General features: G+C 72.2%; 15 protein-coding genes. 4 read left to right on the plus strand and 11 right to left on the minus strand.

Translation table 11 applies throughout. The annotated features are described in order from the left end of the window. Window positions 1-210: 210 nt before the first annotated feature. Both ACQEVC_RS38120 and ACQEVC_RS38125 read right to left on the minus strand, forming a co-directional pair. Window positions 211-1,443 carry a cation diffusion facilitator family transporter gene (locus tag ACQEVC_RS38120; RefSeq protein ID WP_432888134.1) on the minus strand — a complete coding sequence of 411 codons (1,233 nt, stop codon included), beginning with the start codon at window positions 1,441-1,443 and terminating at the stop codon, window positions 211-213. A gap of 290 nt (window positions 1,444-1,733) precedes the next feature. After that, window positions 1,734-2,426, minus strand: coding sequence for an RraA family protein (locus tag ACQEVC_RS38125; RefSeq protein ID WP_432888136.1), 693 nt, complete (start codon window positions 2,424-2,426; stop codon window positions 1,734-1,736). Between the two features lie 59 nt (window positions 2,427-2,485). Here ACQEVC_RS38125 and ACQEVC_RS38130 point away from each other — a divergent pair, with 59 nt between their 5' ends. Next, on the plus strand, window positions 2,486-2,773 hold the full coding sequence (locus tag ACQEVC_RS38130; protein WP_432888138.1) for a hypothetical protein: 288 nt from the start codon (window positions 2,486-2,488) through the stop codon (window positions 2,771-2,773). Between the two features lie 69 nt (window positions 2,774-2,842). On the opposite strand, the gene ACQEVC_RS38135 is transcribed toward ACQEVC_RS38130, so the two are convergent. After that, window positions 2,843-3,481 (minus strand): maleylpyruvate isomerase family mycothiol-dependent enzyme, encoded by a 639-nt coding sequence (locus ACQEVC_RS38135; RefSeq protein ID WP_432888140.1) that lies wholly within the window; start codon window positions 3,479-3,481, stop codon window positions 2,843-2,845. A gap of 138 nt (window positions 3,482-3,619) precedes the next feature. Between ACQEVC_RS38135 and ACQEVC_RS38140 the strand changes: the two genes are divergently transcribed. After that, entirely contained in the window at window positions 3,620-4,618 is a 999-nt protein-coding gene (locus tag ACQEVC_RS38140; RefSeq protein WP_432888141.1) for a sigma-70 family RNA polymerase sigma factor, read from the plus strand. A gap of 64 nt (window positions 4,619-4,682) precedes the next feature. Beyond that, entirely contained in the window at window positions 4,683-5,063 is a 381-nt protein-coding gene (locus ACQEVC_RS38145; RefSeq protein ID WP_432888143.1) for a VOC family protein, read from the plus strand. A gap of 87 nt (window positions 5,064-5,150) precedes the next feature. On the opposite strand, the gene ACQEVC_RS38150 is transcribed toward ACQEVC_RS38145, so the two are convergent. The 4 genes from ACQEVC_RS38150 to ACQEVC_RS38165 all read right to left on the minus strand — a co-directional run bounded on the left by ACQEVC_RS38150 (window position 5,151) and on the right by ACQEVC_RS38165 (window position 9,653). Further along, window positions 5,151-6,344 carry an extracellular catalytic domain type 1 short-chain-length polyhydroxyalkanoate depolymerase gene (locus ACQEVC_RS38150; RefSeq protein WP_432888145.1) on the minus strand — a complete coding sequence of 398 codons (1,194 nt, stop codon included), beginning with the start codon at window positions 6,342-6,344 and terminating at the stop codon, window positions 5,151-5,153. Between the two features lie 180 nt (window positions 6,345-6,524). Further along, window positions 6,525-7,388, minus strand: a complete 864-nt coding sequence (locus ACQEVC_RS38155; protein WP_432888147.1) for a carbohydrate ABC transporter permease — start codon at window positions 7,386-7,388, stop codon at window positions 6,525-6,527. Then, the gene (locus ACQEVC_RS38160; protein ID WP_432888149.1) at window positions 7,385-8,368 is read right to left on the minus strand and encodes a carbohydrate ABC transporter permease; all 984 of its coding nucleotides are present in this window, start codon (window positions 8,366-8,368) and stop codon (window positions 7,385-7,387) included. The genes ACQEVC_RS38155 and ACQEVC_RS38160 overlap by 4 nt, the downstream gene beginning before the upstream one ends. A gap of 7 nt (window positions 8,369-8,375) precedes the next feature. Next, window positions 8,376-9,653, minus strand: a complete 1,278-nt coding sequence (locus tag ACQEVC_RS38165; protein ID WP_432888151.1) for an ABC transporter substrate-binding protein — start codon at window positions 9,651-9,653, stop codon at window positions 8,376-8,378. Between the two features lie 169 nt (window positions 9,654-9,822). Here ACQEVC_RS38165 and ACQEVC_RS38170 point away from each other — a divergent pair, with 169 nt between their 5' ends. Beyond that, window positions 9,823-9,999 carry a hypothetical protein gene (locus ACQEVC_RS38170; RefSeq protein ID WP_432888153.1) on the plus strand — a complete coding sequence of 59 codons (177 nt, stop codon included), beginning with the start codon at window positions 9,823-9,825 and terminating at the stop codon, window positions 9,997-9,999. Window positions 10,000-10,082: 83 nt separating this feature from the next. Here the strand turns inward: ACQEVC_RS38170 and ACQEVC_RS38175 are convergent, their stop codons facing one another. From ACQEVC_RS38175 to ACQEVC_RS38190, 4 genes are all read right to left on the minus strand, one after another. Next, the gene (locus tag ACQEVC_RS38175) at window positions 10,083-11,303 is read right to left on the minus strand and encodes an ROK family protein (RefSeq protein ID WP_432888155.1); all 1,221 of its coding nucleotides are present in this window, start codon (window positions 11,301-11,303) and stop codon (window positions 10,083-10,085) included. Between the two features lie 348 nt (window positions 11,304-11,651). Continuing rightward, window positions 11,652-12,242: an O-methyltransferase gene (locus ACQEVC_RS38180; protein ID WP_432888157.1), complete on the minus strand. Its 591-nt coding sequence runs from the start codon at window positions 12,240-12,242 to the stop codon at window positions 11,652-11,654. A gap of 78 nt (window positions 12,243-12,320) precedes the next feature. After that, a complete protein-coding gene (locus tag ACQEVC_RS38185) occupies window positions 12,321-13,487 on the minus strand; it encodes an AAA family ATPase (protein WP_432888159.1) in 1,167 nt (388 codons plus the stop codon). Between the two features lie 173 nt (window positions 13,488-13,660). Beyond that, window positions 13,661-17,425 (minus strand): CARDB domain-containing protein, encoded by a 3,765-nt coding sequence (locus tag ACQEVC_RS38190; protein WP_432888161.1) that lies wholly within the window; start codon window positions 17,423-17,425, stop codon window positions 13,661-13,663. Between the last annotated feature and the right edge of the window lie 70 nt (window positions 17,426-17,495).

The following is a 17,495-nucleotide window of genomic DNA, read 5'->3' on the forward strand; positions in this document are numbered from 1 at the left end:
CTCCGGTACCCTGCCCGGCCGTCCGCGTTCTGCCCCCTCGAACGGCCGTCCGCGTTCTGCCCCCTCGAACGGCCGTCCGCGTTCTGCCCCCTCGACCGGCCGCCCGCGGTTCTGCCCCCTCGACCGGCCGCCCGCGGTTCTGCCCCCTCGAACGGCGCCCGCCTGCCGCGTCTTGCCCGGCCGGCCTGGCTCAGCGGGCTCGTACCGCCGTCACGACCGGTCCGCCGGGGCGGGGACCTCGGAGGTCAGCGGTTCGGGCCGGTCCGCGCCCCGACTTCGCCGCCGGTGCGACAGCTCGGCGTGATGATGGTCGCCCGGGTGACTGGCCGGGTCGGTGTGCACGGTGGCACCGCGCAGTCGAGGTACGGCGTGACTGAGCTGGTGTTCGGCGTCGGCGGCGACCTCGTGGGCCTGGAGCAGGGTCAGCTCGGCGTCGACCACGAGGGTGGCCTCGGCGTGCAGCCGGTGGCCGATCCAGCGCAGCCGTACCCCGGCCACCTCCCGGACGCCGGGCACGGCCCGCAGGGTCGCCTCGGCCCGGTCGACCAGGTCCGGATCGACGGCGTCCATCAGCCGCCGGTAGACCTCCCGCGCGGCGTCCTTGAGTACCAGCAGGATCGCGGCGGTGATCAGCAGTCCGACCGCCGGGTCCGCCCACCGCCAGCCCACTGCGGCCCCACCGGCGCCGAGCAGCACCGCCAGCGAGGTGAACCCGTCCGCGCGGGCGTGCAGTCCGTCCGCGACCAGTGCGGCGGAACCGATCCGCCGTCCGACGGCGATCCGGTACCGGGCGACCAGTTCGTTGCCGAGGAAGCCGACGAGCGCGGCGGCGGCGACGTACGGCAGGTGCCGGACGTCCTGCGGATCCAGCAGCCTGCGGACGGCCTCGTAGCCGGCGAAGGCCGCCGAGGCGGCGATGGTCACGACGATGGCGATTCCGGCGAGGTCCTCGGCCCGGCCGTAGCCGTAGGTGTATGCCCGGGTCGCGGCCCGCCGGCCGAGCAGGAAGGCGATGCCGAGGGGCACCGCGGTCAGCGCGTCGGCGACGTTGTGCAGGGTGTCGCCGAGCAGCGCCACCGAACCGGACAGTGCCACGACGAGCGCCTGCAGGCCGGCGGTGGCACCGAGGACGGCCAGCGAGATCCACAGTGCCCGCAGTCCGGCCCGGGAGGTCTCCAGCGCGGTGTCGACCTTGTCGGCGGTGTCGTGCGTGTGTGGGGTGAGCAGATGCCCGAGACGGTGCCGTAGTCCGCGCCACCGGCCGGTGTGATCGGGCTCGTGCGGATGGTGCCCGGTCGGGTCGTAGCCGTGGCCGTGGCCATGGTGCTGCGGGTGCCGCCCGGGGTGCTGCAAGTGCTGCCCGGGGTGCTGCTGCTGGTGGTGGTGTTGGCGCGGGGTGTGCGGGTGCTCGTGTCCGGGACCGTGGTCGTGGCTGTCGCTCATGCGCCGCTGCCCCCTCCCTGTCGAACCGGCTGGCCGGCCGCGGTGGCGGCCCTCGACGCGACCGCCTCCGCAGAGGTTACGTGCTCATGTACGCACGCGACAACGAAGCAGGTGCCAACCCGTCGCAACAGCGACCGCCTGGCGGCCCTCCCGGACGCTCGGGCCTCGCCCGGCTCGTCGACGCCGACCTGGTGGACTGATCCTCGATGGCGACGCTGGCCGGTGGCTTGATCTTCGATGCCGCCGCTGACCTGGTGGCCTACTCCTCGACGGCACCGCCGACCGGTGGCCTACTCCTCGACGGCACCGCCGACCCGGCGTAGGTGTCGGCGGAAGCTGTACGCCGGGTCGGTGGCGCGTCGGGTTAGGTAGTCGGCGAAGCGGGTCTGCTCGCGCAGGGACTGCCCGGCCCGGATCCGGTCGGCCTGGTCGCGTTCGGTCCGCCGGATCTGGTGCGCGGTCGTCAGCACCTCCTCGGTCCGCTCGGCGGCCACGAACAGCACCCCGTCGTCGTCGGCGAAGACGACGTCCGCCGTGCCGACGGAGTGCGTACCGAACCGGGCGCTGAGCAGCGCCGCCGGCTCGGGTTCGTCCAGGCGTACCGGACCGGGTGGATGGCTGCCGTAGCTGAAGACGGGCAGCCCGATCTCGACCAGTTCCGGCGTGTCGCGGTGCAGGCCCCAGACAACCAGGCCGGCCAGCCCGGCCGCTCGGGCCTCCAGCACCACCAGGTCGCCGACACACGCCTCGTCCAGGCGCCCGCCGTTGTCGACGACCAGGACGTCGTCCGGGTCGGCACCGCCCAGCGCCTCCAGGAACACGTCCACGCTGCCGTAGTGCCGGGCCGGCAGCACGCGCCCGGCGAGCCGTTGCCCGGGTACGACCGCGGCGATGCCGGGCCGGGCGACCCGCAGCGGCACACCGAGGCGTACGCAGGCATCGGCCACCAGCGGGGTGGACAACTCGGCGAAGGCGTCGCGCACGGGCTTCTCCCTGGTCAGATGTGGTCGGTGGCGGTGTTGCGCTGCCGACGGGAGGCCCGATGCTACCGACGGTCGCGCCGGTGCCGGCCGGGCCAATTCGCTGCTGGTGGCCCCTGGCCGATGGCAGCGTTGACCGGGACGGCGACGACGACAACAACGGCAACGGCAACGGCAACGACGACAACAACAACAACGGCAACGGCGACGACGGCGACGGCTGGCACGGCGAGTGTCACGGCGACGGTGAGCGCGACGGTGACCGGCGGTTACAGCGATGGCGGCGGCATCGCTGTGGTCCGGGTGGTCGGCCGGGCCTGCCGTGCCTGGCTCCGGGCGGTCAGGCTTGATCCCTCCGCCAGGCACGGCAGGCCCGGCCGTCGTGGGCGCTGCCCGGACGACGGTGCCGGCGGGGCGGGTCAGCGGGGCGCGGGACGCCCGGAGAACCGGGCGACCGCCTCGCCGTCGAGCCGGCCGGGTGGCAGCCGACGCCCGCAGATCACCAGCAGCAGGTCCTGGGCGAGGCCCCGGAGCGGGCTACCGGTGCCGTAGCTCCAGTCGAGATCGGTGGCGTGCAGCGCGATCCCGGAGAGGTCCACCCCGAAGTACGCGACGCTCCTCGGCTTCATCCGGGACAGCACGAGACCGACCCGGTCCGGTGGCACCCGGCGATCCAGTCCGAGCCCGACGGTGATGTCCAGTCCGTGGATCACGTCGTGCGAGAGTGCGCCGTGCACGCCGCCACCCGGTGGTGTCCAGCGGTGCCCGATGTTGTCCCGCAACGCCCCGAGGAGGCGCTCGGCGGAAAGTTCGGCGGCGTCGCGCCGGGCGCACCGGTCGGCCATCCGGTCGATGCTTCCCCGGGCCTTGAGCAGTTCCACTACGGTACGCCCGAACGAGCTCCGGAACGGCAGCGTGGTGTGTGCGACGACCTCGCGTACGCGCCAGCCCTCGCAGAGCGTGGGTGCGTCCCACTGCTCCGGGCGGAGTGCGGCGAGCAGTTCCACCTGTTCCCGGCGTTCCGCCCGCAGCTCGGCCCAAAAATGATCTTCGTTCATCGACTGTTCTCCTGTCCGGCCGCCACCGGCCCCGGGGCGGCCCTGCCCGGGGATACGGGGTGGGCGCCGGAAACTCATCGGTCCCCGGCCGGGTCCGTGGTCACGGCGCTGCCGGTCGGGCTGGGTAGGGTCGGACGGGTGGTGGAGACGAGCCTGGGCACATCCGGCCTGGACGCGGAGACGTCCCGGTTGGAGCCGTTCCGGACCGAGCTGACCGGTTACTGCTACCGGATGCTCGGTTCCGGGTTCGAGGCCGAGGACGCCGTCCAGGAGACACTGGTGCGGGCCTGGCGGTCGTTCGACCGGTACGACGAGCGGCGCGGGTCGCTGCGGACCTGGCTCTACCGCATCGCGACAAACATCTGTCTCGACATGCTCCGCAGCGCGCAGCGTCGGGCGTTGGCCATGGACCTCGGTGCGGCCGCCGACGGGCCGGGCATCGGTGCACCGGTACCGGAGCGGACCTTCGTCCAGCCGGTCCCGGACGGTGCCGCGCTGCCGACGCACGGCGATCCGGGGGAGCTGGCGGTACGCCGGGAGACGATCCGGCTGGCGTTCGTCGCCGCGTTGCAGCACCTGCCACCCCGGCAGCGGGCGGTGCTGATCCTGCGCGACGTGCTGTGCTGGCGGGCCGCGGAGGTCGCCGAACTGCTGGAGACCACGGTGGCGTCGGTGACCAGCGCATTGCAGCGGGCGAGGACGACGCTGCGGACGGTCGAACAGGCTCCCGGCGAACCGTTCCGGCCGGCCGACCGGACCCAGCGCGACCTGCTCGCCCGGTACTGCGACGCGTTCGAGCGCCACGACGTCGAGGCGCTGGTGGCACTGCTGCACGAGGACGCCACGATGTCGATGCCGCCGTTCCGGTTCTGGTTGCGGGGCCGGGACCAGATCCGGCTGGCGCTGCTGGATCCGGAGGCGTCGTGCGCGGGTGCCCGCCTCGTCCCGGTCGCGGCGAACGGGTCCCCGGCGTTCTGGCAGCTCCGGCCGGCTCCCGATGGCGGTTATCTGCCGTTCGGGCTGGTCCTGCTCGACGTGGTCGACGGGCTGGTGGCCGGTGTCACCACGTTTCTCGACGCCGATCGGCTGGTCACCCTCTTCGGGCCGCCGGACGAGGTGCGACCGGCTGACCGATGAGTTCCGGCTTCCCGGCCCGTACCCCTTGACGACAGTGGTACGACGGACACCGGAGGAGCTTGCCGTGACAACCGTGCAGCCGATCATCGCCACCCCCGACCTGCCCCGCCTGCTGGCGTTCTACCAGCGGTTGCTCGGTGCGGTCGAGGTACGCCGGTTCCCGGACGACGGGCCGGTCTTCTACGTCTTCCTGCGGCTGGGCGACTCCGACCTCGGACTCGTGAGCGAGGCGGGGGCCGACCTGTCGGCACCGCAGCGGATCGCGATCAGTGTTGCCGTGCCGGACGTCGACGGGCTGCTGGACAAGGTGGCGGCACTCGGCGGTCGGGTGCTGAGCCCGCCGAACGACATGCCGTGGGGCCAGCGGGTGGTCCACCTGCACGATCCGGACGGCAACCTGGTCAACCTGACCCAGGAGCTGCGCGAGGGCGACCGGGCCGGCTGAGTCACCGGCCCGGTGGCTCCGGACGCGTCGGGACGGCCGGAGCCACCGGATGGCCGGCGCCCGGGGGACGGCACCGGCCACGCCCGTTCAGCAGCCGATCACCCAGTGGGCGGGACCGGTCTGCTGGAGGGTGGTGGTGGCGAAGACGTTGTAGAGGCCCATCCGGGCGCCCGAGCCGAGCGCGTAGGCGTACCCGCCGGACTGGTAGGCGCGGCCCGCCTGGACGTGGGCGTAGTTGCTGGCGGTGACGCAGACCGGATCCTCGCCCGGGTCACCGGGATCGCCGGGGTCGCCCGGGTCGCCGGGGTCGGTGCCGAGGCCGAAGAAGAGCGCGTCCCGGTACGCCGAGCAGATGGTGTCCAGGAAGTACGCGGCGGCGGTGCCGCACTGCTCGGCCCCGGAACCCGGGTCGACCGGAGTGCCATGCCCCATGCCGGCGACCCGGTAGAGGCGCACCTGGTCGGCGCCGTAGGTCTCCAGGGTGGTGCCGCCGGGCAGGCTGGAGGTGCCGGTCGGGGTCTGCGACACGCCGAGCACATTGGTCCACTGGTCACGGGACTCGGTGCTGTTGGCGGTGCCGACGGTGTAGTCGGCGGTGCCGTGCCAGATCGCGACCTTCGGCCGGGCACCGGAGTAGCCCGGGTACGCGTTGCGGACCAGGTCGCCCCACTGCGCCGGGCTCCGGTCGACACCCGGGTTCATGCAGCTGAACGCGTTGACCATGCTGGTGGCGCAGCGGTAGGGGATGCCGGCGACGATCGAGCCGGCCGCGAAGGTGTCCGGGTAGCTGGCGAGCATCGCCGCGGCCATCGCCCCGCCGGCGGAGAGCCCGCTGACGTACACCCGGTTGGCGGCGATGCCGAAGGTACTCCGGGCGTGGTCGACCATCTGCTTGATGGAGAGCGCCTCGCCCTGCCCCCGGGCGGTGTCACCCGGCTCGAACCAGTTGAAGCAGGAGGTGGAGTTGTTCGCCGACTTCTGCTCCGGCACGATCAGCGCGAATCCCCACTGGTCGGCGTACTTGCGCCAGCCGGAGTTGCTGAAGTAGCCGTTGGCGTTCTGGGCGCAGCCGTGCAGCAGTACCACGGCGGGGGCGTTGCCGGGCAGGTTGTCCGGCCGGTAGGCGTACATGGTGAGGTTGCCGGGGTTGGAGCCGAAGCCGGTCACCTGGCCGAAGGTGGCGGCCCCGGCGGGCCCGGCGACGGCGAGTACGCCCACCGCGGCCAGTACGGGCACGAGGGCGGCCCGCACGAGGCGGGCCAGGACGGGTCTGTGGCGCATGGTGAGCCTCCGGCGGTGGTGTGGGCTGGATCACGCTGAAGTTGCCGCGACGTTACGACCCTGGGACGAACCGCCGACATGGCGTGGCGTCACACATTTCCGGACATCGAAGTGATGGCGATCCCCATGGCAGCGGAGGCGACTGACCCTGGACGGGCCGCGCCTACGGCGGGGCCTGGGTCAGCCCTTGATCCCGGTCGACATGATGCCGCGCACGATCCAGCGCTGGGCGGCCAGGAAGACCAGGGCCAGCGGGACGACCGAGACGACCGCGCTGGCGAACAGCGCCGGCAGGTTGATCGCCTGCGCGGTGAGGTTCGTCGACATCGCCACCTGGACGGTCCAGAGCGCCGGATCCTGCCCGATCACCAGCGGCCAGAGGAACGAGTTCCAGTGCTCGATGAAGGAGAGCACGCCGAGCGCGGCGAGCAGGCCCGCCGAGTTGGGCAGCGCGAGCCGCAGGTAGACGCCGAGGTGGCCGAGGCCGTCGATCCGGCCCGCATCCTCGATCTCCTGCGGGAAACGCAGGTAGAAGCCACGGAACAGCAGCACCGCGAGGGCGTTGAACAGTCCCGGCACGATCAGCCCCCACAGGGTGTTCACCCCGCCCAGCGAACCGACCACCACGAAGGTCGGCACGAAGGTGGCCGCGCCGGGCACCATCATGGTCGCGACGACCAGCAGGAAGACCGGCCGTGCCGCGGCGACCCGGATCCGGGCGACCGCGTATCCGGCCATCGAGGCGAGCAGCGTGGCGACCGGGGCCGAGATGATCGCGACCAGCGCCGAGTTGAGCAGTGCCCGGCCCAGCGGGGCGGTGCTGTTGTCGAACGCGTCGGTGAAGCCGGTCAGGTCGATCCGTTCCGGCCACCAGCGCCACTCCAGGGCGCCCAGCTCGGCCTGGCTCATCAACGAGTTGCGCAGCAGCAGATAGAACGGGAACAGGAACGGCACCGCGAAGACGACGGCCGCCAGGTAGCTGCCGATCCGGGCCCGACCGGTCGGCCGGGCGGCGCGGCGGCGCGGGAGGCCCTCGTCGCTCATTCGCCGTCCCCTCGGCCGAAGCCGACCAGCCGGCCCTGCACCAGGGTCACCAGCACGATCAGCAGGGTGACCACGAACGCGCCCGCCGAGCCGAGGCCGTAGTCCTGCTGGACCAGCGAGACGTCGTAGAGGTAGACCAGCGGCGGGCGGCCGTCCGGACCGGGCGCGCCGGCCAGGCCGGTACTGAGCAGGTTGTAGAACTCGTCGAACGCCTGGAACGCCGCGATCACCAGCAGCAGGGTCACCGCGACCGAGGTGTTACGCAGCAGCGGGAAGGTGATGTGCCGGAACAGCCGCCACTGGCTCGCCGCCCCGTCGACCCGGGCGGCCTCGTACAGCTCGCCGGGGATCTCCTGCATCCCGGCCAGGAACAGGATCATGTAGAGGCCGATCTGCAACCAGAGCCGGACGGTGACCAGCACGACCCAGTACAGCGGGGGGTCCACGGTGGCGATCCACGCGGTCGGCTCCTGGCCGATGAGGGCGGCCAGCGAGTTGGCCGCGCTGGACGGTACCCCGCTGAACAGGCTCATCTTCCAGATCAGCGAGGCGACCACGTAGGAGACGGCGGCCGGCAGGAAGAAGGCGGTCCGGAACAGCGCCCGGCCCCGGCGCAGCCGGTTGACCAGTACGGCCAGCCCGAGCGCGATCGCGAAGGTGAGCGGCACGATCACCAGCGTGAAGACCACGATCATCGACAGCGAGGTGCGGAACCGCGGATCGCCGAAGAGGGTCCGGTAGTTCGCCAGCCCCGCCCAGTCGCCGAGCGCGATGGTGCCCCGGGCGTTGCTGAAGCTGAGCAGCAGTCCCCAGCCCATCGCGACGTACTTGAAGAGCAGCAGCCCGATCAGCAGCGGTGCGGTCAGCAGGGCGAAGGCCCGCCAGGCCGACCAGTCCACCCGGCGGCGCCCCGGCGGCGCGGGCGCCGGCCGGACCGCCGGGCCGGGGGCGGTCTCCGGCGGACCGGTACGTACGGACACCTCGCCCTCAGACCGCGGGCAGCTTGTCGAGCGCCTCCTGGGAGCGGCCCGCCGCGGCGGTCAGCGTCGCCAGCGGGTCGGCGTTCTTGCGGATGATGTCGGAGGCGGCGTCGTCGTACGGCTTGCTGACCGTCGGCGCCCACAGCGCGGTGGTCCGGGTGCCGTACTGGTTGAGCAGGTCCACGACCTTCTTCGCCGGCCCGGTCCGCAACGGCTCGGCCTGGGCGGCCAGCCCGGCCCGGGGCGGCACGTGGAAGCCGTAGCTGAGTGCCCAGTCCTGCTGCACCTCGTTGTTGTGCAACCAGAGCCACTGCACGTACTTCTTCGCCTCGTCGACGTGCTTGCTCTTGCCGTTGACCACCTGGGACCAGCCGCCGAGGATCACCACCGGCTTGCCGGTCGGGCCGTGCGCCGGCCACGGTACGAGGTCGAAGTCGTCGCCGAGTTCCTTGCTGATCCGGGGCAGCGCCCAGAGCCCGCCCCAGGCGATCGCGGTGGCGCCGGTGATGAGCGCGCCCGGGTCGTACCACTCGGTGGCGTAGCCGAGCAGCATCGACTTCTCGGTGAACATCCGGCGGGCGACGGCGAAGGCGTCGGCGATCTCCGGGGTGGCGTAGCTGACCCTGCGGTCGGTCAGCACGCTCTGCCCGACCGAGAACGACAGCGGGATGCGCATGCCGGCGAGCCCGTCGTTGCCGACGAAGATGCCCTTGGTCTTGCCCTTGGTGAGCGCCTCGGCCGCGCCGACCAGTTCGGTGAGGGTGGCCGGTGCCGCGACTCCGGCGGCGGCGAGCAGGCTCTTGCGGTAGTAGAGCAGCATCACGTCGATGATCATCGGTACGCCGTACGCCTTGCCGCCGTGGGTCAGCGGGCTGAGCGCGTGCGGATTGAGTTCCGCCTTGGCCGACCCGAGGAGGTCGTCGAGGGCGGCGACCTGCTGCTGCGCCACCATGTCCGGGGTGACCTCGTTGATCTCGTACACGTCGGGGCCCTCCGGGGTGAGCACCGACGACTGCCACTTCGTCTTGTAGTCGCCCGGCACCCAGGTCACCTTGACCGCGACGTCCGGGTTCTGCCTGGTGTAGTCGGCGGCGTAGCGCAGGGCGGCTTCCCGGGCGCCCTGCTCGCCGTACTCGTGGTACCAGTGGTTGAGGGTGACCTTGGCCGATCCCGCGCCGCCGCCGATCGGGTCGGACTGGCAGGCGGGCAGCACGGCGCCGCCGACGACCAGCAGCGAGCCGCCGAGAAAGCGCCGTCGGGACAGGCCGGGATGGGGACCGCTCATGGTGCGCCTTCCTTCTCGCGCGCTGACAGCAGCCGCGTGCATCGGAGTCGGTGGATGGCGTCGCTGGGGTGAGCCGTAGCCTAGGATTCTGAAACTACTTCGTCAAGGACAAAGAATAAGCCCCTGTGGTCGGTTGACGCCCAGATCGTCCAGGTCGGACGATCCGGGCATGGCCTTCGATCTCCCGGCCCTGCCCGGCCTCGCCCGACCTCGGAACCACCTGGCCGACGCCGACCTCGGGCGGTTGCTCACCGGGCTGGCCGCCGGGGCCGGCGTGGTGCCGGTGTTGACCGCTCCGCCACCCGGGATCGAGGCGGTCCGGCGCAGGCATCCGCAATGCTGGTAGGTCTCTCCAGGCACCTGTCGGCGTCGACCCGCGCCGGGACCCCGACAGCCGCCTCACAGCACGGGTACGGCGGCCGGAGGACGTCAGCGTTGCCGGATGAGGCCCCCGGCGGTGGTGCCGATGCCGGCGAGGAACCGTTTCAGGGCGAAGGTCGCCGCGCCGAGGCTGACCGGGTTGCCGGGGATCCGGCACAGCGTGATCTCGGTCGCGGCGAGCGGCCGGCTCAGCGCGTGCTGGGCCACCACCGCCCGGACCTCGGACAGCAGCGCCTCGCCGAGCCGGGCGGCGACCCAACTGCTGAGTACGATCACCTCCGGGTTCACCAGGTTGACCAGGTCGGCGACCGCGACGCCGAGATAGCGGGCGGTCTCGGTGACCACCTTGGCGGCCACCGGGTCGCCGGCGGCCACCCCGGCGGCGAGCGCCTCGATGGTCGCGGTCTGGTCCTCGGGGTGCAGCAGTGGACTGCTCGGCGCCAGGTCGCGCAGTGTCTGCATGATGCCGGGGGCGCCGACGTACGTCTCGACGCAGCCGCGACTGCCGCAGTGGCAGAGCCGCCCGTCGACCACCAGCGTGGTGTGCCCCCACTCCCCCGCGCTATTGGTCGCGCCCCGGTAGAGCGCACCGCCGAAGGCGAGCCCGGCGCCGACTCCGGTGCCGAGATTGACCACCACCACGTCGTCGCGCCCCCGGCCGGCGCCGAACCACAGCTCGGCGACCACGCAGGCGCGCAGCGGGTTGTCCAGATAGAGCGGCAGATCCAGCGAACCGGCCAGCAGGTTGCGCAGCGGTACGTCGTGCCAGTCCCAGTTCGGGGCGTACACCGAGACCCCGCCCTCGCGGTCGACCTGACCCGGCACGCTGACCCCGACCCCGAGCACCCGCTCCGGGTCGACGCCGGCCGAGGCGAACGCCGCCCCGACCGCCGAGGCGATGTGCGCCACCACCTGCTCGGGCCGGTTCTCCGTCGGGTGCAGCTCCTCCTCGACGCTGGCCAGCACTCCCAGCCCGGCGTCGAAGAGGTCGACGTGCACGTACGTCTCGGCCACGTCGATGCCGACCAGCGCGCCGCCGGCCGGGTTGACCGAGACCACGCCCCGGGGCCGGCCGCCACCGGAGTCCTGGTAACCCACCTCGACCAGCAGCCCCAGTTCCAGCAGTTCACCGATCAGGTTCGCCGCGGTGGCGAGGCTGAGCCCCGTGTCGTGGGCGATCTGCTGCCGCGACACCATCGGCGCGCCGATGATCCGTCGCAGCACCTCGAAGCGGTTGGCGATCCGGATGTCCCTGGAGGTGCGCTTCACGGCGAAACTCTAGACCCTTCGTGGCCGGCACCCGGCGGACCCCGGCGCCCGGATGACACTCGTCGAAGACATCGACTAACTCTTATGATAAGCGCACGACATAGTGGCCACACCAACCGCCGGCGAGGTCGGAGCAGTGGCCGCACCAGCCGCGAGGTCGGACCGGGCGCCGCACCAGCGGCAAGGTCGGAGCAGTGGCCGCACCAGCGGCAAGGTCGGAGCAGTGGCCGCACCAGCGGCGAGGTCGCAGCAGTCGCCGCACCAGCGGCGAGGTCGGACCGGGCGCACCGGACGGCGGTGCCGCCCCGCGCCCCGGGGCGCCGCGGTGGCCGGGGAGGGCCGCGCCGGTCAGGGGCGACGAGTGCCGATCACCGTGGAGAGGTCCGGCGCCAGCCGGACCTCGGTGGCGAGCAGCGCCGGATGGTCGAGCCAGCCGAGCCGGGCGGCATCCGGCACGGCACCGAGCATCGGCGGCCAGCCGGTCAGCGGCGTGAAGTCGTCGACCACGACCGACCCGGCAGGCCGGAGCAACCGCTCGGGATCGGCCGGCACACCCTGTTTGCCGTTGCCACCACCGTCCAGGACCAACAGGTCGAACGGGCCGTACCCGTCGATGCGCGTCCAGTCCCCGGAGACCACCTCGACCTCCGGGACGTCGGCGAAGAGCCGGGCCACCCGGTCGGCCCGGTCGGCGTCCCGCTCCACACTGACCACCCGTACCCCGGGTCGCCGGCCGACGACCAGCCAGGCCAGCCCGACACCGCAGCCCGTACCGGTCTCGCCGATGCTGGTGGTGGCGCCGGCGGCCAGCGCCGACAGCAGCCGCCCCTGTTCCAGCCGGCACGAGCAGGCGAAATCCAGTTCCTCGGCGAGCGCCACCGCCGCCGACACCATCGGCGGCAGCCCGGTCACCCCGGCATAGCTCGCGGTACCCCGCATCGACACGACACTGCCTCCCCATCGCTCGGGTCACTCGCCGACCAACAACCACACCCGCGGCAGGCTGTGGCCAACTCGCTACCGCTTCGGCCACTGCCAGGCCGGCTCGTCCAGGCGGCCCCGGCCGGCCACCCGGGTCTCGCCGAACTCCTTCACCAGCTCGACCGTGGTAAGTTCCGCCGCGTCGCGCTCCAGCGCGCCGGTCAGCGCCCGGGCGTGGCTGACCACCACCACCTGGGTACGCGCCGAGCCGGCCACGATCAGCCCGGCCAGCGGTCGCAACAGTTCGGGATGCAGGCTCGTCTCCGGCTCGTTGAGCACCAGCAGCGCCGGCGGGCGTGGACTGAGCAGCGCGGCGACCCAGAGCAGATACCGCAGCGTGCCGTCGGAGAGTTCGGCGGTGCCCAGCGGCCGCAGCAGGCCCGGCTGGCGCAGCCGCACCTCGAACCGCCCGGCCTCGATGCCGATCGCCAGCTCGCTGCCGGGAAACGCGGCGTCGACGGCGGATGCCAGCGCGTCGGGTTCACCGGTCTCCCGGATCGTCTGCAACGCGGCGGCCAGGTCCGCGCCGTCCGGACCGAGCACCGGGGTCCGGGTACCCACCTGCGGCTGCCGGGCCGGTGCGGCCGCGTCGGTACGCAGATGGTCGTAGAAGCGCCAGGACCGGATCCGTTCGCGTACGGTGAGCAACTCCGGGGCGCGCTGCGGATCGGTGTACTCGCTGAGCATGCTGTCGAACGGGTGCACCGCGTCCGGTACCGCCCGCCACGAACGGCCGTCGCGGAGCCGCAGCGCGGTCCCGGACCGCTCGGCCAGCAACGCCGACGGGCGCAGCAGCGGCCCGGCCCAGACCGCCTCCCGCTTGATCTCCGGGTCCAGCGTGAAGAGCGAGTTCTTCGACGGCGGGGGAAGCCCGAAGTCGACGGCGTACCCGACATCGTCGCCCGCGAAGCCGAGACGCAGGCTGACCGGGCCGCGCCGGACCGTGCCCTGCACCGGGTGCTCGCCGGCCCGGACCGCCCGGCCGATCGTCTCCGGCCCCGCCCACAGCGTCGACGGCAGCCCGCCCTCCCGGGCCAGTGCCGCGACCGCCCCGTTGCGGGCCGAGTCGGCCAGCAGCCGCAAGGCCCGGTACAGGCTCGACTTGCCGGTGCCGTTCGCCCCGGTCACCACCGTCAGCCGGCCCAGCTCCACGACCAGGCTGCGCAGCGACCGGTAGTTCTGCACGGCCAGGGTGCTGATCACCCGCCCAGGTTACGGCGCCGCCGCCCGGCCCGGAGCGCGGACGCGGACCCGCCGCCGGTCCAGGAGAACGCGAGGCCCCACCGCGCCGACCGGCCACGGGCGGCACCCGGTGCTGGTACCCCGGAGCACGCCCGTGGCCGGTCAGGCCCGGACTTGATGCCTGCCGAGAAGGGTCAGTCGACGGCCGGTTTGCGCGGTTGCCGGAAGGCCGGCTGCCCACCGGTGATGGTGAAGCTCGAACCCGGCTCGACCACGATGTTGCCGGTGGCCGAGTTGGTGATGGTCACGTTCGACAGCGTCGCGCTGCCGCGTGCCCCGTTCATCGCCAGGATGCCGGCGCCGTTGTTGGACCGGTCGATCCGGACGTTACTGATCACGACGCCCGGCATGTTGCCGCCACCGGTCTTGAACTGGATGCCGTCGTACGTCGAGTCGACGATCTCGGTGTCCCGGATGGTGACCCCGACGATGTCCCGGGTGGCCGGGAACAGCGTGATCGCGCCGAACTTCTGCTGCTCGCCCCAGAACGCGCCACCGGTGCGGTAGAGGCCGTTGTTGGCGATCAGCGTCTGCCCGGAGAACGGCAGCGGGTCGTGGTCGGTGGCCAGCATGATCCCCGGATAGTTCATCGTGTCGTAGATCAGGTTGTTCTCGATCCGGTTGCCGTAGCCGCCGTAGACCGCGACGCCGTTGGCCCGCCACGGAAGCTGGATCGTGTTGTTGACGAAGGCGTTGGAGTGACCGATGTCGACCGAGGTGTCCCGGACGTAACGGCTGGCCCAGACCGCCAGGGCGTCGTCACCGGTGTTCCGGAACGACGAGTTGAAGACCCGCGAGTTCCGGGTGCCGTTGGTGAAGTTGATCCCGTCGGCGTACGTGTTGCGGATCCGCATCCCGGTGAACTCCAGCCCGTCGCCGGGTCCCCAGAGCGCCGGGATGTTGTCGTAGTCCCGACCGACCCAGACCCCGACGTTGGCGTGCTCGATCCAGACGTTGCTGATCCGGGTGCCCTCGCCGAACCGGCCGTTGAGCCCGACGCCACCCTCGGCGCCGCCCGGCCCACCCCGGATCCGGCCCGAGCCGAAGATCGCGATGTCGGAGATCTGGGTGTTGGCGTCGATGTCGAAGCCGAAGTTGCCCTCGTGCGGGTGGTTGATCCCGCCCACTACCAGGTGCGGCTCGGTCAGCGTGTAGAGCTGCGAGTGCCACATCCCGGCGCCCCGGATGGTGACGTTGCTGATCCCGACCTGGTTCCACTGGCCCCGGTTCAGCGGGTCGTCGGTGAGGATCTTCTGCTCCTGCCGCCACTGCCCCGGCGGGATCCAGACACAGCCGATCACACCGTTCTGGTCGTCGGTGACCGCCCGCTGGATCGCGGCGGTGTCGTCGAGCCCGTCGTTCGGCACCGCGCCGTACTGGGTGATCGACGTGCAGCCCGCCGGCTGGCCGGTCGCCGGGGCGACCTGCTCCAGGTCGACCAGGTCGATGATGTAGAACGCCGCCGTGTCACCGCTGTCCCGCTGGAGCCGGAACCGGGTACCGGCCGGGTACGACTGGGCCAGCAGCGCGTTCGCCTCGTCGAAGAGCCGCCGGGCGTCGCCACCCGGGCTGTTCGACAGCCCCTCCGGGTCGTCGGTGTTGCCGTACAGCCAGCTGTGCCGGGAGGAGAGGGTCAGCCTGCGCAGGAAGGTGTCGTTGACGTACAGGCTGATGGTGGCCTCGATGCCGCCGCCGCCCGGTGCGTCCGGGATGGAGTTGCGCACCACGATCGAGTTCGCCGCGTTGGTCGAGGTGAACTCGACGAACTGGCCGGTGCTGTTCAGCCGGACCGACCTGCGCCCCGAGGACTCGGTGGCGAAGTTGGTGTGCCCGAAGGTACGCAGCGGGTCGGCCTCCAGCAGGGTGCCCTGGTAACGGCCGGCCTCCGCCTCGTACGACACGTACGGCACCGCGGCACCGCGCCCGACGACGATCGACTGGGTGCGTACGTTGTTGCCCTCGTTCGTCTCCGCGACGGTGTTGGTGGCGTCGGCGGTGGCGGTGATGGTGGCCCCGCCGCTGGTGGCGGTCCAGCTACCGCTGATCGCCACGGTGCTGGTCGCACCCGCCGCGATCGACGGGGTGTTGGTGTTCAGCGTGGTGCCGCCGACCGTCACCCGGGTGACCGTGGTCGCGCCGGCCGCGGCGGTACCCCGGTTGTTCACCGACACCGTGAAGGTCACCGCGGCCCCGACCGCCGGGTTCGGCGGGTTCGAGGCGATGCCGGTCACCTGGAGGTCCGGGCCGGGGGCCTGGCCGACGACCAGCGGCGACGCCGCGGTGAAGCTGTTGTTGGCATCGTTCTGCTCGACGATCGTGTTGGTCGGGTCGACCACCGCGACGACCGGGTAGCTGCCCATCGGCCGGGTGCCGCCGTTCACCGTGACGGTGGCCGAGGCACCGGCGACCAGTGCGGGCACCGGGGCGCTGCCGGCGACCGTGCCGCCGAGGCTGACGTTGACCGTGGTCGCGGCGGCCGCCGCCGAGCCGTTGTTGCGGATCGTGGCCGAGAGGGTGACCGGGGTGGTCTCGGTCGGCGCGGCCGGCGTCCAGGTGGTCGAGGTGACCACCAGGTCCGGGTTGGGCGCGGGCGTGCCGCAGACCTCCAGCTCGGCGACCTGGCCCGACGGGGCGCCGGTGTTGGAGTTGAACCGGAGTTGCACGTCCGCCGTGGTCGCGCTGACCGGGATCACCACCACGTTGCTGCCCTGCACGAACTGGTAGCTCGCCGCCGGCACCAGGCCGGTGTAGGTGGTCGCGGCCTGGTCCCGGCCGAGGACCTGGAAGTTCTGGGTACGGGTGCCCCAGGCCGGATCCGGGTTCAGCTTGACCTGCACCGCCGTGATCGCGTGGTTGGCGCCGAGCGCGACCGTGAGGTTCTGCGGATAGCTCGGCGACCCCTCCCAGTACGTACTCAGCGACCCGTCGACGGCGTTCGCCGGTACGAAGCTGAAGGTGGAGCCGGTGGCGGTGACCGGCTTGCCCCGGGCGACGTTGGTGCAGCCGGGCTGCTGGGTACCGGTCCGGGTGACGGTGTTGCTGTTGCCGGAGAGGTTGCCCGCCACGTCCCGGGCCCGGACGAAGTACGACACGGTGGTGTCGGTCGGCTGGGTGTCGCTGAAGCTGGTCACGGTGCCGAGCGACGCCACCTGCGCGCCGTTGCGGTAGACGTTGTAGCCGGCCAGGCCGCTGCCGCCGGTGTTGTCGGTCGAGGCGCCCCAGCTCAGCGCGATCGCCGTGCCGGACTGGGTGTAGGAGAGCGTGCCGGGAACGCTCGGCGGGGTGGTGTCGGTGCCGCCGCCACCGTCCGGGCCGTAGACCTCCAGCTCGGAGATCTGCCCGGCCGGCCAGCCGCTGTTCGCGGTGATGGTGATCCGGACGTAGCGGGTGCTGGTCTGCCCGAAGGTGATTGTCACCGAGTTGCCGTCGACCGCCGGGTTGAAGGTGTACGTCCGGGACGCGGCCAGATCGCCGAAGGACGACCCGTTGGTGCTGCCCTGCACGCTCAGCGTCTGGGTACGGGTGCCCCAGCCGGCGGTCGGCAGCTTCAGGACGACCCGGTTGACCGGGACCGCCGAGCCGAGGTCGACCTGGAGCCACTCCGGAAAGGCGTTGTTGACGCTCTCCCAGTAGCTGCCCTGGTTACCGTCGACGGCCCGGGACGAGTCGTAGACGTCGGCGTGGCCGCTGGCCTGGGTGGGGCGGCCCTGGGCGAGATTGACCTCGGCCAGCGCAGCGGCCAGGTCCGGCCGGCTGGCCGGATCGGCCGCGACGGTCTGTTGGCGGTCGGGCTGTGCCGCGCCGGCCGCGTGCGCGGCGGGCAGCCACAACCCCAGGGTGGTGATCACGGCGGCGGCGACCGTCGTCGCCGTCGCCGGGACCAGATCGGAGCGTCTCATCACTGTCCTTTTCGCTGAGGGACGGTTCCGCGCCGGTGGCGGGGGCCACGGTCGCGGCGGCGGGGGTAGG

This window comes from Plantactinospora sp. CA-294935 (assembly GCF_050936445.1).
GTDB lineage: Bacteria > Actinomycetota > Actinomycetes > Mycobacteriales > Micromonosporaceae > Plantactinospora.

Bases quoted from the DNA above. Each gene is read 5' to 3' on its own strand.
- ACQEVC_RS38120 (WP_432888134.1), bottom strand. From the start codon at position 1,443: ATGAGCGACAGCCACGACCACGGTCCCGGACACGAGCACCCGCACACC.
- ACQEVC_RS38130 (WP_432888138.1), top strand. From the start codon at position 2,486: ATGCTACCGACGGTCGCGCCGGTGCCGGCCGGGCCAATTCGCTGCTGG.
- ACQEVC_RS38135 (WP_432888140.1), bottom strand. From the start codon at position 3,481: ATGAACGAAGATCATTTTTGGGCCGAGCTGCGGGCGGAACGCCGGGAA.
- ACQEVC_RS38150 (WP_432888145.1), bottom strand. From the start codon at position 6,344: ATGCGCCACAGACCCGTCCTGGCCCGCCTCGTGCGGGCCGCCCTCGTG.
- ACQEVC_RS38155 (WP_432888147.1), bottom strand. From the start codon at position 7,388: ATGAGCGACGAGGGCCTCCCGCGCCGCCGCGCCGCCCGGCCGACCGGT.
- ACQEVC_RS38165 (WP_432888151.1), bottom strand. From the start codon at position 9,653: ATGAGCGGTCCCCATCCCGGCCTGTCCCGACGGCGCTTTCTCGGCGGC.
- ACQEVC_RS38170 (WP_432888153.1), top strand. From the start codon at position 9,823: ATGGCCTTCGATCTCCCGGCCCTGCCCGGCCTCGCCCGACCTCGGAAC.
- ACQEVC_RS38180 (WP_432888157.1), bottom strand. From the start codon at position 12,242: ATGCGGGGTACCGCGAGCTATGCCGGGGTGACCGGGCTGCCGCCGATG.
- ACQEVC_RS38190 (WP_432888161.1), bottom strand. From the start codon at position 17,425: ATGAGACGCTCCGATCTGGTCCCGGCGACGGCGACGACGGTCGCCGCC.